The sequence below is a fragment of the Pseudomonas sp. PS01298 genome, from assembly GCF_029959745.1.
GTDB lineage: Bacteria > Pseudomonadota > Gammaproteobacteria > Pseudomonadales > Pseudomonadaceae > Aquipseudomonas > Aquipseudomonas aylmerensis.
Genome location: NZ_JASCPP010000013.1, coordinates 54,799 through 70,536, shown reverse-complemented (window position 1 = coordinate 70,536; position 15,738 = coordinate 54,799). Strand labels below are relative to the sequence as shown.

At 61.3% G+C, this 15,738-nt stretch carries 10 protein-coding genes; 5 read left to right on the top strand and 5 right to left on the bottom strand.

Translation table 11 applies throughout. The features are described from left to right. Nucleotides 1-72 precede the first annotated feature (72 nt). The 4 genes from QMX97_RS08055 (at nt 73) to QMX97_RS08040 (ending at nt 4,898) form a co-directional block, all read left to right on the top strand. Entirely contained in the window at nt 73-330 is a 258-nt protein-coding gene (locus tag QMX97_RS08055; RefSeq protein WP_141697260.1) for a hypothetical protein, read from the top strand. Between the two features lie 123 nt (nt 331-453). Next, on the top strand, nt 454-1,938 hold the full coding sequence (putP, locus tag QMX97_RS08050; protein WP_065900004.1) for a sodium/proline symporter PutP: 1,485 nt from the start codon (nt 454-456) through the stop codon (nt 1,936-1,938). 204 nt (nt 1,939-2,142) lie between these two features. After that, complete coding sequence (locus QMX97_RS08045) at nt 2,143-4,173, top strand: type VI secretion system tip protein VgrG (RefSeq protein ID WP_282396680.1); 2,031 nt, start codon at nt 2,143-2,145, stop codon at nt 4,171-4,173. Continuing rightward, nucleotides 4,173-4,898, top strand: a complete 726-nt coding sequence (locus tag QMX97_RS08040; protein ID WP_282396679.1) for a DUF4123 domain-containing protein — start codon at nt 4,173-4,175, stop codon at nt 4,896-4,898. The genes QMX97_RS08045 and QMX97_RS08040 overlap by 1 nt, the downstream gene beginning before the upstream one ends. Here the strand turns inward: QMX97_RS08040 and QMX97_RS08035 are convergent. Then, nucleotides 4,884-6,161 carry an O-acetylhomoserine aminocarboxypropyltransferase/cysteine synthase family protein gene (locus QMX97_RS08035; RefSeq protein ID WP_065900012.1) on the bottom strand — a complete coding sequence of 426 codons (1,278 nt, stop codon included), beginning with the start codon at nt 6,159-6,161 and terminating at the stop codon, nt 4,884-4,886. The two genes, QMX97_RS08040 and QMX97_RS08035, sit on opposite strands and share 15 nt — an antisense overlap. A 252-nt stretch (nt 6,162-6,413) precedes the next feature. Here QMX97_RS08035 and rlmJ point away from each other — a divergent pair, with 252 nt between their 5' ends. Continuing rightward, nucleotides 6,414-7,250: a 23S rRNA (adenine(2030)-N(6))-methyltransferase RlmJ gene (gene rlmJ, locus QMX97_RS08030; protein ID WP_065900013.1), complete on the top strand. Its 837-nt coding sequence runs from the start codon at nt 6,414-6,416 to the stop codon at nt 7,248-7,250. A 111-nt stretch (nt 7,251-7,361) separates the two neighbouring features. Here rlmJ and msrA read toward each other — a convergent pair whose 3' ends face one another. The 4 genes from msrA to aceE form a co-directional block, all read right to left on the bottom strand. Beyond that, nucleotides 7,362-8,009, bottom strand: coding sequence for a peptide-methionine (S)-S-oxide reductase MsrA (gene msrA, locus QMX97_RS08025; protein ID WP_201143405.1), 648 nt, complete (start codon nt 8,007-8,009; stop codon nt 7,362-7,364). A gap of 72 nt (nt 8,010-8,081) precedes the next feature. Continuing rightward, a complete protein-coding gene (locus tag QMX97_RS08020; RefSeq protein WP_065900016.1) occupies nt 8,082-10,775 on the bottom strand; it encodes a GGDEF and EAL domain-containing protein in 2,694 nt (897 codons plus the stop codon). A 316-nt stretch (nt 10,776-11,091) separates the two neighbouring features. Further along, nucleotides 11,092-12,738: a dihydrolipoyllysine-residue acetyltransferase gene (aceF, locus tag QMX97_RS08015; RefSeq protein ID WP_106805351.1), complete on the bottom strand. Its 1,647-nt coding sequence runs from the start codon at nt 12,736-12,738 to the stop codon at nt 11,092-11,094. A gap of 11 nt (nt 12,739-12,749) precedes the next feature. Further along, nucleotides 12,750-15,395 carry a pyruvate dehydrogenase (acetyl-transferring), homodimeric type gene (aceE, locus tag QMX97_RS08010; RefSeq protein WP_065900019.1) on the bottom strand — a complete coding sequence of 882 codons (2,646 nt, stop codon included), beginning with the start codon at nt 15,393-15,395 and terminating at the stop codon, nt 12,750-12,752. Nucleotides 15,396-15,738 lie beyond the last annotated feature (343 nt).

Here is a 15,738-nt window from a genome sequence, read left to right as displayed (position 1 = left end):
CTCATGGGTGCCACTACCGAGTGGCATCAGCTGGCGGCAAGATTAGCTTTGCGCCTGCAGAGGTGCAACCGGGTGCAACCCATTTTCTTCATGATTTTTTCGATCGTGATCGGGAAAAAATCTGGCCCTCGACGGAATTCGCTGTGTGTTGGTGCATTTGCTTCTGAGATCGGCTGTTCTTGCTCCGAAAAGGAGCAAAAACGCGCTGATTGCCGCAATACACACCTAGGTGCAACTTATTCTCAAGAAACTGGTTGCACCTTATTTGCTTTGTTGAATAGCATTCGCGCCCAAGGTGCAACCACCTTCACGGTTCGGTTCATCGGCTGACGGCTTTCCTGGGGAAACGTCAGTCATAAATGCGCGGCACGCCGGTTCGTCTCCCCAACTAGCAATGGGGTAGCCGTCCGCGAGACCGCTGCTACATAAAAACAAAGCCAGGGCGTCACTCATATGAGCGTTAGTAATCCCACCCTGATCACGTTTGTGATCTACATCGCAGCAATGGTGCTGATCGGCTTCATGGCCTATCGCTCCACCAACAACCTTTCCGACTACATCCTCGGCGGTCGCAGCCTCGGCAGCGTGGTCACCGCCCTGTCGGCCGGTGCTTCGGATATGAGCGGCTGGCTGTTGATGGGCTTGCCGGGCGCGATCTACATGTCCGGCCTATCGGAAAGCTGGATCGCCATCGGCCTGATCGTCGGTGCCTACCTCAACTGGCTGTTCGTGGCCGGTCGCCTGCGGGTACAGACCGAGCACAACGGCGACGCCCTGACCCTGCCGGACTACTTCTCCAGCCGTTTCGAAGATAAAAGCGGCCTGCTGCGGATCATCTCTGCGGTGGTGATCCTGGTGTTCTTCACTATCTATTGCGCTTCCGGCATCGTGGCCGGCGCCCGCCTGTTCGAAAGCACCTTCGGCATGTCCTACGAGACTGCGCTGTGGGCCGGCGCGGCTGCGACGATTGCCTACACCTTTGTGGGTGGTTTCCTGGCGGTGAGCTGGACCGACACCGTACAAGCCACGCTGATGATTTTCGCGCTGATCCTCACGCCGATCATCGTGCTGCTGGCCACCGGTGGCGTCGACACCACCTTCCTGGCGATCGAAGCCAAGAACCCCGACAACTTCAACATGCTGAAGAACACCACTTTCATCGGCATTATCTCGCTGATGGGCTGGGGCTTGGGTTACTTCGGCCAGCCGCACATCCTCGCGCGTTTCATGGCAGCGGACTCGGTGAAGTCGATTGCCAATGCGCGTCGCATCTCCATGACCTGGATGATCCTGTGCCTGGGCGGCACCGTGGCGGTGGGCTTCTTCGGTATCGCCTACTTCTCGGCGCACCCGGAAGTGGCCGGCCCGGTCAACGAGAACCACGAACGTGTGTTCATTGAGCTGGCCAAGCTGCTGTTCAACCCATGGATTGCGGGCGTGTTGCTGTCGGCCATCCTGGCAGCGGTCATGAGCACCTTGAGCTGCCAGCTGCTGGTATGTTCGAGCGCGCTGACCGAAGACTTCTACAAGACCTTCCTGCGCAAAAATGCTTCCCAGGTCGAGCTGGTGTGGGTCGGCCGCGCCATGGTGCTGGTAGTGGCGCTGATCGCTATCGCCATGGCTGCCAACCCGAACAACCGTGTGCTGGGCCTGGTGAGCTATGCCTGGGCCGGCTTCGGTGCCGCGTTCGGTCCTGTGGTACTGATCTCGGTGATCTGGAAAGGCATGACCCGCAACGGCGCACTGGCCGGGATCCTGGTCGGCGCGATCACCGTAATCGTGTGGAAGCACTTCGAATTACTCGGCCTGTACGAAATCATCCCAGGCTTCATCTTCGCCAGCCTGGCGATCTACTTCGTCAGCAAGCTGGGCGCACCGACCGCCGGCATGATCGAGCGTTTTGATGCTGCGGAAAAAGACTACAACCTCAACAAGTAATTCGCCGGGCGCGGAGCGCCTGATGAGTTAAAGAAAAGGCCCGCATCCTACGGATGGCGGGCCTTTTTTTGCGTGTGATTTCAGACGAGCCAAAGAAGATTCTGACGCACCTATGTAGGGTTTTACTGATTTGCAGTGAGCATGCTCTTTAGCGTGGAGCAGTGGTGCAGAATCTGCCGCCTACCCCTCGCAGAGAAACACCGGATGTTCGCTCCTGCCAATCAAAGTGCCTTTACGCTGACCCTGGATGGGGTGCCGAGTGAACTCAAGGTGTTCGAGTTTCACGGCACCGAAGCCATCAGCCAGCCCTATTGTTTTGACCTTGAGCTGGTCAGCGAGCAGCCTGACCTGGACCTGGAAAGCTTGCTGCATCGCCAGGTGTACCTTGGCTTCGATGCCCAGGGACGCGGGGTGCATGGCCTGGTCTACCGCGTGGCGCAGGGCGATTCCGGGCGACGCCTCACGCGCTATCAGCTCAGCCTGGTGCCGCAGCTGGCGTACCTGCAGCACAGCAGCCACCAGCGGATCTTCCAGCAGCAGACGGTGCCGCAGATTGTGGCGCGGGTATTGGTGGGGCAGGGCATCCAGAGCGACCAATTCCAGTTCAGCCTGAGTGGTACTTACCCACCGCGCGAGTATTGCGTGCAGTTCGGCGAGACCGATCAGGCGTTCATTCAGCGGCTATGTGCGGAGGTGGGGATTCACTATCACTTCCAGCATTCGCCCGAAGCGCATTTGCTGGTCTTTGGCGATGACCAGACGGTGTTTGCCCAGGCTGAACAGTCCACGCCGTATGCGCCCGGCTCCGGAATGGTGGCTGAGGCGCCGGCAATCAAGCGGTTTGCCGTGCGCTTGGCCACGCGTACCACGTCGGTCAATCTACGCGATTATGACTTTCAAAAACCGCGCCTCGCCCTGGAGAGTGCGGCCGCCGGTGAGCAGCTTCCCACGCTTGAGCAGCAGGGTTTCCCCGGCCATTTCAACGACCGTGCCCATGGCAAATACCTGGCGCAGCGTGGGCTGGAGCGTCATCGCAGTGATTACCAGCTGGCCCATGGCAGCGGTGATGTACCGGCGCTGGCCAGTGGTCGGTTCCTCACGCTGAGCGGGCACCCGCGCGCGGCTTGGAATGATGTGTGGCTGGTGCGCGAGGTCACGCATGCAGGCAAGCAACCGCAGGTGTTGGAAGAGGCTGTTACAGCGGTGTCTGGCGCAGCGTTTCGCCAGGGTTATCGCAATGAATTTGTCGCCGCGCCGTGGGAGGTGATCTTTCGCCCGCCATTGCCTGAGCAGCCGCGCCCGGTTATTTCGGGTTATCAGAGTGCCGTGGTCACCGGCCCCGCCGACAGTGAGATCCATTGCGACGAGTACGGGCGGGTCAAGGTGCAACTGGCCTGGGATCGCGGCGGTGAACATGACGAGCATTCCAGTTGCTGGCTGCGGGTCGCCAGTGGCTGGGCGCATGACCGCTATGGCTCGGTGCTGATCCCCAGGGTCGGCATGGAGGTGCTGGTGGGTTTCGTCAATGGCGACATGGACATGCCGCTGGTGATGGGGTGCGTGCCCAACGCGGCGACGACGTTGCCCCTCGACCTGCCCGCGGAAAAGACCCGCAGCATTTTCCGCAGCCAAAGCAGCCCCGGTGGGGGCGGCTATAACGAGTTGCGCATTGAGGATCGCAAGGGCGCCGAGGAAATCTACCTGCGTGCCCAGCGGGATTGGACCCAACATGTGCTGCATGATCAGCAGGTGCAGGTGGATAACCGGCGGCGGGTGAGGGTGGGTGGTGAATCGCATCATGAACTGCAGGGCGAAGAACAACGCATCACCCATGGCAATCGGCTGACTGAGCTCAAGCAGGACGATCACCTGGTGGTCGGCGGCTCGCAGCAGATGCGGGCCGGACGAACCATTCAGATCGGCGCGGGGCAGAGTGTGGTCATCGATGCCGGTGCGAGTGTGACGATTCAGGCGGGCGGGCAATCGATCACGCTGTCCTCGGGCGGAATATTCAGCAGCGTGCCGATTCAACTGGGCGGTGCTCCCGCTGCGGCGGCCGCACCGTTGCTGCCGGGTGTGAAGGAGACATTGCTCGCAGTGATTGCCGCGCCATTAAGTCGTGTGCAGATAGCCAGCCTGAAACGCAGCGCACCCTTTTGCGAGGAGTGCGAGCGATGCAAGAACGGCCAGTGCGATCTGGCCGGTCAATCCCCCCTGGCAAGGAGTCCAGCCTGATGCCTCCACATTTGACGCCAGGCGCCTGGTTGGCCGAATACCCTTTGCTTGCCCATGAGCGGCTTTTCGCGGTGTTGGGCAGTGCCAGCGAGGCCAAGCCGTATGCTGCCTGGCAAGCCATGGCGGCGGGGAATCTGCCGCACCCCGTGTGGGCCGGCACCGCCTACGCCGACTGGGATGAGGTCATGCCTTATGTGGGCATTGTCGAGCCGGGTAGCGCTTTCCTCGATTGGATTGCTGCCAGCGCCGCCACGGATTGGGGGTGGTTGGCGATATCGTCCAGCCCGCTGGAGACCGTGCTTGCGCACCTGCAAGGCCTGACCAAGGTGTACCTGCCCGATAACCAGGAGGTGTTTTTGCGCTTTTGGGATGGGGCTCAGTTTCACCCGATCTTGCAGGCATTGGGCGACGAGGCGGGGAAGGTGCTACCGGTGTTCCAGCGGTATCTGATCAATGGTCAACCGCTGGCGGTGGTACTGGGGCCCGTGACCGAGGCCAACCCCTGCCCCTGGTGGCGGGTGCCTGCGCCAGTATTGGAGCATCTGGCAGCGCAACCGCCGCACATTCTGGTCGACAACCTGCTGCAATGGCTCGAAGAGCAGCGCCCGGACGTGTACACGGCGTTTACGCCGGCGACCCTGCGGCACAAGGTCACCTATTGTGTGCGCCGTGCGCAAATCAGCCACGAGGCGCTGGCCGACTACCTGGTTTCAGAGTCGGGTTGAGTCGAGTGCCTGTTGCAGGTCCTCGACCAGGTCTTCGATCGCCTCGATACCGACTGACAGGCGGATCATCTCCGGCTTCACGCCGGCCTTGGCCTGTTCCTGCTCGTTCATTTGCCGATGGGTGGTGGAGGCTGGGTGGCAGGCCAGGGATTTGGCGTCGCCGATGTTCACCAGGCGCTTGAAGATCTGCAGCGCATCGTAGAAGCGCACGCCGGCCTCATAACCGCCCTTCAAGCCGAAGGACAGGATCGCCGACGGTTTGCCCTGCATGTATTTCTGCGCCAGCGCATGGTGCGGGTGATCCGGCAGGCCTGCGTAGCTGACCCACTCCACGTCGGCATGGTCTTGCAGGAACTGCGCAATTTTCAGCGCGTTCTCGGTGTGGCGCTCCATGCGCAGGGCCAGGGTTTCCAGGCCTTGGAGCAGCAGGAACGCATTCATCGGCGCAAGGGCGGCGCCGGTGTTGCGCAAGGGCACGGTACGGGCGCGGGCGATAAAAGCGGCAGGGCCGAATTTCTCGGTGTAGACCACGCCGTGATAGGCCGGCTCGGGCTGGTTGAGGCCGGGAAATTTATCCGCGTATTTCGTCCACGGGAACGTCCCGCTGTCGACGATCACGCCGCCCAGGGAGTTGCCGTGGCCACCCACGTATTTGGTCACCGAGTGCACCACGATGTCGGCGCCGAACTGGATCGGCTTGCACAGGATCGGCGTGGCTACGGTGTTGTCGACCATCAGCGGGACGCCACGGGCATGAGCGACGTCGGCCAGGGCTTCGATGTCGATGATATTGCCTGCCGGGTTGCCGATGCTTTCGCAGTAGACCAGCTTGGTGTTGTCGTCGATCAGTTCGGCAATGGCCTCGGCGGAGTCGTTGCGGGCGAAGCGCACGTCCACGCCGAAGCTGGGCAGCAGGTGGGCGAACAGGGTGTAGGTGCCGCCATACAGCTGCGGGGTGGTGACGATATTGTCACCGGCGCGGGTCAAGGTCTGAATCGCATAGTGGATTGCAGCGCTGCCAGCCGAGACGGCGAGGGCGGCGATCCCGCCTTCGAGGGCCGCCATGCGTTGTTCCAGCACATCGTTGGTGGGGTTCATGATCCGTGTGTAGATATTGCCGGGCACATCCAGGTTGAACAGGTCGGCGCCGTGTTGGGCGTTATCGAATTCGAAGGCGACGTTCTGGTAGATCGGCACGGCGACGGCCTTGGTGGTCGGGTCCGACTTGAAACCGTGGTGCAGTGCAAGGGTGGCGTCTTTCATGATGGTTATTGACCTCCTTGGATTCCTGGATGCCCCCGTCGAGAACGCTGGGGGCTGGTTGCCTGCGATGGCATCACCGCGCACTACGGGTAATACCGCGTCACTTGCGTCGCGGGCAAGCCCGCGCCCACCGGCGGCATTAGATTGTTTTCGGGGGTATGCCTGCGTTTGCGACATAAGCACCGCCCGACACGCAGCCCTGCACCTTTGCCCGTGTAGAAGGTAAACTTCGCCCCCTGCGCAGGAGCAACCATGAATTATCGTCACGCCTTTCACGCCGGCAACCACGCCGATGTCTTCAAACACCTGACCTTGACCCGCCTCATCGCCCTGATGTCGCGCAAGGAGCAGCCGTTCGCCTACCTCGATACCCACGCCGGCATTGGTCTGTACGACCTGCAGGGCGACCAGGCCAACCGCACCGGTGAATACCTGGAAGGCATCGCCCGCCTGTGGGGCGCGAGCGACCTGCCGCCGCTGACCGCCGACTACATGCGCGTGTTGCATGAGATGAACCCGGACGGTCAGTTGCGCTACTACCCGGGCTCACCGGAGCTGGCACGACGTCTGACCCGGCCGCAGGACCGCGTGTTGCTCAACGAAAAGCACCCCGAAGATGGCGTGCTGCTCAAGGACAACATGAAGGGTGATCGCCGGGTCAAGGTGCACCTCGGCGAAGGTTGGCATGTGCCTCGCGCACTGCTGCCGGTGCCGGAAAAGCGTGCGCTGATGCTCATCGACCCGCCGTTCGAGCAACTCGATGAAATGCAACGCTGCGCCGCCTCCCTCAAGGAAGCGATAGGCCGGATGCGCCAAACCGTGGCAGCGATCTGGTACCCGGTGAAGGATCAGCGCATGTTGCGCCGTTTCTACCAGGACCTGGCCGGCACCGGTGCGCCGAAGTTGCTGCGGGTGGAATTGCTGGTGCATCCGCTGGACACGCCAAACACCCTGACCGGTTCGGGCCTGGCGATCGCCAACCCGCCATGGGGCCTGGAAGAGGAATTGCGTGAGCTGTTGCCGTGGCTGTCCAAGAAGCTTGGCCAGACCCAGGGTGGCTGGCAGATGGATTGGCTCATAGCTGAATAGTTATAAGCTGCAAGCCGCAAGCTTCAAGCTGCAAGTGACAACAGCGAACACCACTTTCAGCTTGTAGCTTGTAGCTTGTAGCTTGTAGCTTGTAGCTTGCAGCTCCGACCTTCAGATCGGACAAGTCACGCCCGTGCCGCCAATCCCGCAGTAGCCCTGCGGATTCTTCGCCAGGTACTGCTGGTGGTACGCCTCGGCGAAGTACACCGTCGGTGCTTCTTCGATTTGCGTGGTGATCGCACCCAGGCCGGCCTTGCTCAGTTCTTGCTGATACGCCTGTGCGCTGGCCTGCGCCGCGGCCAATTGCTCGGGCGTGGTCGCATAGATTACCGAGCGGTACTGGCTGCCGATGTCATTGCCCTGGCGCATGCCCTGGGTCGGGTTGTGCAATTCCCAGAACATCTTCAGCAGGTCTTCATACTTGACCTTGGCTTGGTCATATACCACCAGCACCACTTCGCTGTGGCCGGTCAGGCCCGAGCAGACTTCTTCATAGGTCGGATTCGGCGTGAAGCCGCCGGCATAGCCGACCACGGTGCTGACCACGCCATCGCGCTGCCAGAACCGGCGCTCGGCACCCCAGAAGCACCCCAGGCCGAAAATCGCGAAGCCGACATCATCCAGAAACGGGCCCAGCAGCGGGTTGCCGTTGACGAAGTGCGTCTGTGGCAGGTTCATCGGGGTTTCACGGCCAGGCAAAGCTTGTTCTTGAGTAGGCAGCACGTTTTTGTTCACCAGAATTTCCGAGCGCAAGACCATGGGCAGTCCTCTCAGTCAGATTGAGTTGGGTAAGAATTCAGACCGCCAGTGTGCCCGAGTGTTACGGCGCTGTCAGGCGATTGGCCCGCGCGGGTAGCGCTTGAGCTTCTCGAGCAGCTCTGCACCCGGGATCGGCCGGTCGAACAGGTAGCCCTGGCCCACGTCGCAACGATGCCGGCGCAGGAAGGCCAGTTGTTCGGAGGTTTCGACGCCTTCGGCCACCACCTTGAGCTTGAGGTTGTGGGCCATGGCGATCACCGCCGAGGTGATTTCCATGTCGTCCTGGTTGTCCGGGATTTCGTGGATAAAGCTGCGATCGATCTTGATGATGTCGATGGGGAATTTTTTCAAGTAGCTGAGCGACGAGTAACCGGTACCGAAGTCGTCCATGGCCAGGGTCAGGCCGAAGCTTTTCAATTGGTCCAGTTGCAGGCGCGTGTCTTCCGTGGCCTCCAGCAGCAGGCCTTCGGTCAGTTCCAGCTCGAGCAGGTTGGCCGGCAGCTGTTCTTCCTTGAGGATCGTCGCGATGGACGCCACCAGGTCCGGGTCGGAGAACTGCTTGGGCGACAGGTTGATCGCCACCTGCAGGTTGCCCATGCCGGCGGCGCTCAATTGCCGGCTCATGCGGCAGGCCTGGCGGGCGATCCATTTGCCGATAGGGATGATCAGCCCGGTTTCTTCGGCCACGCTGATGAACTGGTCGGGGCGGATCATGCCTTTTTCCGGGTGGTTCCAGCGTAGCAGCGCTTCCATGCCCAGCAAACGGCCACTGCGCAGGCACAGCTTGGGCTGGTAGAACACGTCCAGCTCGTTCTGGGTGAGGGCACGGCGCAGGTTGTTTTCCACGAACAGCTTGTAGCTCGCCTCGGCGTTCAGCGCTTCGGTAAAGACTTGCACCTGGTGTTTGCCGTTGGCCTTGGCCTTGTGCAGCGCGAGCCCGGCGTTGCGCATCAATGTCTGTGGATCGCGGCCGTGCAGCGGCGCGCAGGCCAGGCCCACGGAGCCGGTGACGCTGATCAACTGGTTGTCGACGAACATCGGCTTGTCGAGGGTCGCGAGCAGTTGGCTGGCGACCTGCTGCCCGCTCTCCAGGTCCGTGTCGTCGAGCAACACCGCAAACTCGTTACTGGCAAACCGCGCCAGGCTGCCGCCGGCACTCAGGCTGTTGCGCAGGCGCCGGGCCAGGCTGATCAGCAGCTTGTCGCCGGTCTGGTGGCCGAGGCTGTCGTTGATCCGCTTGAAGTTGTCGATGTCCACCAGCAACAGGCTGATCGGGCTGTCGCTGTCGCGGGCAAAGCGCTCGTCGAGGTTGCGGATGAAGGCCGGGCGGTTACCCAGGTTGGTCAGGTTGTCGGTATAGGCCAGGCGCTCGATGCGCTGCTGCGCGAGTTTGGTCTGGGTGATGTCTTCGTAGATGCCGATGTAGTGAGTCAGCTCACGATTATCGCCATACACCTTGGAGATCGACAGCTGGCCCCAGTAGGGTTCGAGGTTTTTGCGCCGGCTCTTGAATTCGCCCTGCCAACTATTGCTTTTGGCCAGGCTCGAGGGCGCATCGAACAGCAGTTCGCTGAGGTTTTCCAGGGCCGGCAGTTGGGCCAGGCGGTGGCCGTGGACCTCTTCGGCGCTGTACTGGGTGATCGCCGTAAAGCTCGGGTTGACGTATTCCACCACGCCATCGCAGTTGACCAGCAGGAAGGCGTTGGCGCTTTGTTCCACGGCGCGCTGGAACAGATGCAGTGCGCTGGTGGCGGTGCGGCGGTTGTGGTTGTTGATGACTTGCGCGAACTGGTCGGCCAGTTCACCGGCGAAGGCAATTTCATCGGCCTGCCACGCGCGCGGGCTGCCGCCCTGTTCCAGGCACAACACGCCGATCACTTGGCCATCGACGCGGATGCTCGCGTCGAGCATCGCGTAGATGTCCTTGGCCCGCAGGTTTTCGGCCATCTCCCGGGTACGCGGGTCGCGCATGGCGTTGGTGGCGTCGATGGCGCGGCTGGTGTGCAGGGCTTCGAGGTAGTCGGGAAAGCCGCTCGCGTCGATCGCCTCGGGCATATGGTGGCGTTGGTCCGCGCGGTGGTACGCCGAAATCGGCACCAGGCGCTGGCCTTCGAGGTTCCAGATGCTGGCGCAGTCGATCTGGTAGATATCGCAGGCGCTGCGGGTGATCAGCTCGGCGGCTTCCTGCAGCGAATTGTTAGTGGTGTAGCGCTGGCGGGCCAGCAGCAGGATCAGCTCCTGCTGGGCGCGCACCCGTTCCAGGTGCTGCAGTTGTTCCTGCTGGGCGCGCTGATTGAGCTCCAGGGCGATCTGCAGGCGGCTGTTCTGGCTCTCCAGCTCCGCCGTGGGGGCGGGGGAAGGCACTTCGCTGAACAGGCCGTCGACCACCATCAGGTAGCCGCGCAGCAGGTGGCGATTGTGCTGTTTGTAGGCTTCGCCCATCTCCAGCAGGCTCAGTGGGCCGTCGCTGGTGTGCAGGGTGTAGCGCACCAGGTAGTGAGGGCTCTGGGTCAGTTGTTGCTGGATGGTGTCGTGCAGTTGATAGCGCGCCTGCGGCTCCATCAGGCTGGCGTAGGGGGTGCCGATCAGGGCGCACAGCTCGACCGCCGGCAGGCCGAATTGGCGCTCGCAGTTGGGGTCGAGGTAGAGCAGGGCCCAGCTTGCCTCATTAAGCCGCTCGAAACGCAGCATACCGAGGCGCGAAGGCACCGGTAACTGCGTCACTACCTCGGCCGCCATACGGGCGACATCGGGTTGGCTTTTCATGGGGGAGACTCACTTGAAATAACGCGCACGGCGCCGGGCTCACGCCCTCTTTTCTGCTGCCTGCGGCAAGGTTGCATCATGCGGCGCGGGCTGACAAGAGAGGATGAAGGCTAAGTGCTATAAGGGGGTTATCGGCCGCGCGAGGGGTTTCTTCAATCGATGTGACGGAAGGTGTACAAACCTGTTTGGCTTGTTCAATTTTTACCTGGTACGCAGGCAAAAAAAGCCCCGCCAAGTGGCGGGGTTGAGGTACGAGCGTGGCGCTCGGAAATCGGTGCGGCAAGGGCCTCCCCGCTGAAGGGGAGGCCGTTGCGGCTTACAGCAGGATGGTGCGGATGTCGTTCAGCAGTTGGCTCAGGCGCTGCGTGAAGCGTGCAGCGGCGGCGCCGTTGATCACACGGTGATCGTAGGACAGCGACAGCGGCAGCATCAGCTTTGGCTGGAACGCTTTACCGTCCCACACAGGCTGGATAGTTGCCTTGGACACACCCAGGATCGCCACTTCCGGCGCGTTGACGATCGGCGTGAAGCCGGTGCCGCCAATGTGGCCGAGGCTGGAGATGGTGAAGCACGCGCCCTGCATGTCGTCCGGGGTGAGCTTCTTGTCACGGGCCTTGGCAGCCAGTGCAGCAGCCTCAGCGGCAAGCTGCAGCAGGCTCTTCTGGTCGACGTTCTTGATGACCGGTACCAGCAGGCCATCCGGGGTGTCGACCGCAAAACCTACGTGCACGTATTTCTTGCGAATGATCGCCTTGCCGCTTGGCGCCAGCGAGCTGTTGAAGTCCGGCAGTTCCTTGAGCAGGTGTGCACAGGCCTTGAGCAGCAGTGGCAACACGGTCAGTTTCACGCCGGCCTTCTCGGCCACGGCTTTCTGCGCAACGCGGAAAGCTTCCAGGTCGGTGATGTCGGCCTGGTCGAACTGAGTCACGTGCGGGATGTTCAGCCAGCTGGCGTGCAGACCGGCCGCGCCGATTTGCATCAGGCGGGTCATCGGCACTTCTTCGGTTTCGCCGAAGCGGCTGAAGTCCACGGTGCGGATCGGCGGAATGCCCGAACCACCGGTAGCGCCGCCAGCAGCTGGCGCTTCCTTGGCTTTGTGCATCATGGCCTTGACGTAGACCTGCACGTCTTCTTTCAGCACGCGACCGTGAGGACCAGTGGCCGACACGGCGCTCAGCTCAACGCCGAACTCACGGGCCAGCTGACGCACGGCAGGGCCGGCGTGCACCTTGGCACCGCTTGGCGCTGGAGCGGCGGCGGCAGGGGCCGCAGCGGCCTCGGCTTTGGCAGCAGGCGCAGGGGCGGCGGCAGCTGGAGCCGATTCAGCCTTGGCAGCCGGAGCGGCCGCTGGTGCTGGAGCGGCAGCCGGCGCTGCGCCTTGGACTTTGAGCTTGAGGATGAAATCGCCAGTGCCGACTTCGTCTTCCAGCTTGACCGCGATGCTTTCCACCACGCCGGCAGCCGGCGAAGGGATTTCCATGGAGGCCTTGTCGGACTCCAGGGTGATCAGCGACTGGTCGGCTTCGACGGTGTCGCCGACCTTGACCAGCAGCTCGATGATCTTGGCCTTGCCTGACGAGCCGATGTCCGGGACGTGAATGTCCTGGACGCTGGCGGCGGCAGGTGCAGCAGCCGGGGCCGGAGCGGCCTCGGCAGCAGCAGGTTTTTCAGCAGCAGGTGCTGGTGCAGCAGCGGCAGCCGGGGCGGCCGCAGGGGCCGCATCAGCGGCACCTTCGATTTCCAGCTCCAGCAGTTCGTCGCCTTCTTTCAGGCGATCGCCCAGCTTCACTTTCAGGCTCTTGACCACGCCGGCCTTGGGAGCAGGGATTTCCATGCTCGCCTTGTCCGATTCCAGGGTCAGGATGCTCTGGTCGGCTTCGACGGTGTCGCCGACCTTCACAAACAGCTCGATTACTTCACCTTCACCGCTGCCGATGTCAGGTACGCGAATGAGTTCGCTCACAAAAAATCTCCTCAGCAGTCCAGTGGGTTGCGTTTTTCCGGGTTGATCCCGAACTTGACGATAGCGTCAGCCACTACCTTAGGCTCGATCTCACCACGGTCAGCCAAGGCTTCCAGGGCTGCCAACACCACGAAGTGACGGTCGACTTCGAAGAAGTGACGCAGCTTCTTGCGGCTGTCACTGCGGCCGAAACCGTCGGTGCCCAGGACTTTGAATTCCTTGGACGGGACCCACTGGCGAATTTGTTCAGCAAACAGTTTCATGTAGTCGGTCGAAGCGATCACCGGGCCTTTACGGCCGGTCAGGCACTCTTCCACGAAGGTGCGCTGTGGCTTCTGGCCAGGGTGCAGGCGGTTATGACGCTCTACGGCCAGGCCATCGCGACGCAGTTCGTTGAAGCTGGTAACGCTCCAGACGTCAGCGCCGACGTTGAACTCGTCACGCAAGATCTTAGCCGCTTCACGCACTTCACGCAGGATGGTGCCGGAGCCCATCAGCTGCACGTGGTGCGCCGCTTCTTTGGTGTCTTCTTCGAGCAGGTACATGCCCTTGATGATGCCTTCCTCGACACCGGCCGGCATGGCTGGCTGCTGGTAGGACTCGTTCATCACGGTGATGTAGTAGAAAACGTCCTGCTGCTCTTCGGTCATCTTCTTCATGCCGTCCTGGATGATCACCGCCAGCTCATAGCCGTAGGTTGGATCAAAGGTGCGGCAGTTCGGGATGGTGGCAGCCAGGATGTGGCTGTGACCGTCTTCGTGTTGCAGGCCTTCGCCGTTCAGCGTGGTACGGCCGGCGGTGCCGCCGATCAGGAAGCCACGGGTACGGCTGTCGCCTGCTGCCCAAGCCAGGTCGCCGATACGCTGGAAACCGAACATCGAGTAGAAGATGTAGAACGGCAGCATCGGCTGGTTGTGGCTGGAGTACGAAGTACCGGCAGCGATGAAGGAGCTCATGGCGCCCGCTTCGTTGATGCCTTCTTCGAGGATCTGGCCCTTCTTGTCTTCCTTGTAGAACATCACCTGGTCTTTATCGACTGGCTCGTAGAGCTGGCCGACGGAGGAGTAGATGCCCAACTGACGGAACATGCCTTCCATACCGAAGGTACGGGCTTCGTCCGGGATGATCGGGACGATGCGCGAACCGATTTCCTTGTCCTTGACCAGCTGCGCGAGGATCCGCACGAAGGCCATGGTGGTGGAGATTTCACGGTCGCCCGAGCCGTCCAGGATAGCCTTGAGGGTATCGAGTGGCGGTGTAGGGATGTCGAAGGACTTGGCGCGACGCTGTGGCACGAAACCGCCCAGTGCGGCACGGCGCTCGCTCAGGTAACGGGCTTCGGCGCTGTTCGGCTCCGGCTTGAAGAACGGCAGGTTCTCCAGCTCTTCGTCCTTGACCGGGATGTCGAAACGATCGCGGAACAACTTCAGGCTGTCGACATCGACTTTCTTGGTGTTGTGCGCAGTATTTTTCGCTTCGCCGGCACCGGTGCCGTAACCCTTGATGGTCTTGGCCAGGATGACGGTCGGTTGTTCTTTGTGGTTGACCGCTTCGTGGTACGCCGCGTAGACCTTGTACGGGTCGTGGCCGCCACGGTTGAGTTTCCAGATCTCGTCGTCGGACAGGTCGGCAACCATCGCCTTGAGTTCAGGCGTGTTGAAGAAGTGTTCACGTACGAACGCGCCGTCTTTGGCTTTGTAGTTCTGGTACTCGCCGTCGATGACTTCGTCCATCCGGCGTTGCAGGATACCGTCGACGTCCTTGGCCAGCAGTGGGTCCCAGAAACGGCCCCAGATGACTTTGGTCACGTTCCACTGAGCACCGCGGAACACACCTTCGAGTTCCTGGATGATCTTGCCGTTGCCGCGAACCGGGCCGTCGAGGCGCTGCAGGTTGCAGTTGATGACGAAGATCAGGTTGTCCAGCTTCTCGCGGCCAGCCAGGGAGATGGCGCCCAGGGATTCCGGCTCGTCGCACTCGCCGTCGCCCAGGAAGCACCAGACTTTCTGCTTGCCTTCCGGGATGAAGCCGCGCGCTTCCAGGTACTTCATGAAGCGTGCCTGGTAGATCGCCTGGATCGGGCCAAGGCCCATGGATACAGTCGGGAACTGCCAGAAATCAGGCATCAGCCAAGGGTGCGGGTACGACGACAGGCCGTTACCGTCCACTTCCTGGCGGAAGTTGTTCATGTGTTCTTCGGTGATGCGGCCTTCCATGAACGCACGGGCGTAGACGCCTGGCGAGGTGTGGCCCTGGAAGTAGATCAGGTCGCCGCCGTGTTCGTCGGTCGGGGCCTGGAAGAAGTAGTTGAAGCCGATGTCGTACAGGGTTGCGCTGGAAGCGAAGCTGGAGATGTGACCGCCCAGGTCAGAATCTTTCAAGTTCGTGCGCATTACCATCGCCATGGCGTTCCAACGTACCAGCGAGCGAATGCGGCGTTCCATGAACAGGTCGCCAGGCATGCGTGCTTCGTGGGTAACGGGGATGGTGTTGCGGTACGGCGTGGTGATGGCGTAGGGCAGTTGCGAGCCGCTGCGGGTCGCGAGTTCGCCCATACGGGTCATCAGGTAGTGAGCACGGTCTTCGCCTTCTTTGTCGAGAACCGATTCCAGGGCGTCCAGCCATTCCTGGGTTTCGACGGGATCGAGGTCTTGCATGGCTTGCTCCAGGGCGGAAAGGCTACCAGAATCGGTTGCCTGAAGTTTGCGACTGGCCTTGTGGGCAGACGACATAAATTCTTGGATGGCCGAAGGTTGCTTCGGCGTCCTGTAGTTTTACTACAAATCGTCGGCCATTTCAGCCTTTCGAATGTATATACGAGTAGTAAAACTACACAAGACTGAGCGGATTGCTCGGTCTGGCTGGTGAGCATAATCGTTATTGTTGATCTTTTGCGAACAAGAAAAGGTAGAAGTTTAATGTTGCCTGCCAAAATTAATGATTTTTCAGCTATTTCTAACTTTTGTTCGACAGTCCTTCATCGAGCGTGGTTCTTGCGTT

Bases quoted from the DNA above. Each gene is read 5' to 3' on its own strand.
- putP (WP_065900004.1), top strand. From the start codon at position 454: ATGAGCGTTAGTAATCCCACCCTGATCACGTTTGTGATCTACATCGCA.
- QMX97_RS08045 (WP_282396680.1), top strand. From the start codon at position 2,143: ATGTTCGCTCCTGCCAATCAAAGTGCCTTTACGCTGACCCTGGATGGG.
- QMX97_RS08040 (WP_282396679.1), top strand. From the start codon at position 4,173: ATGCCTCCACATTTGACGCCAGGCGCCTGGTTGGCCGAATACCCTTTG.
- QMX97_RS08035 (WP_065900012.1), bottom strand. From the start codon at position 6,161: ATGAAAGACGCCACCCTTGCACTGCACCACGGTTTCAAGTCGGACCCG.
- rlmJ (WP_065900013.1), top strand. From the start codon at position 6,414: ATGAATTATCGTCACGCCTTTCACGCCGGCAACCACGCCGATGTCTTC.
- msrA (WP_201143405.1), bottom strand. From the start codon at position 8,009: ATGGTCTTGCGCTCGGAAATTCTGGTGAACAAAAACGTGCTGCCTACT.
- QMX97_RS08020 (WP_065900016.1), bottom strand. From the start codon at position 10,775: ATGAAAAGCCAACCCGATGTCGCCCGTATGGCGGCCGAGGTAGTGACG.
- aceE (WP_065900019.1), bottom strand. From the start codon at position 15,395: ATGCAAGACCTCGATCCCGTCGAAACCCAGGAATGGCTGGACGCCCTG.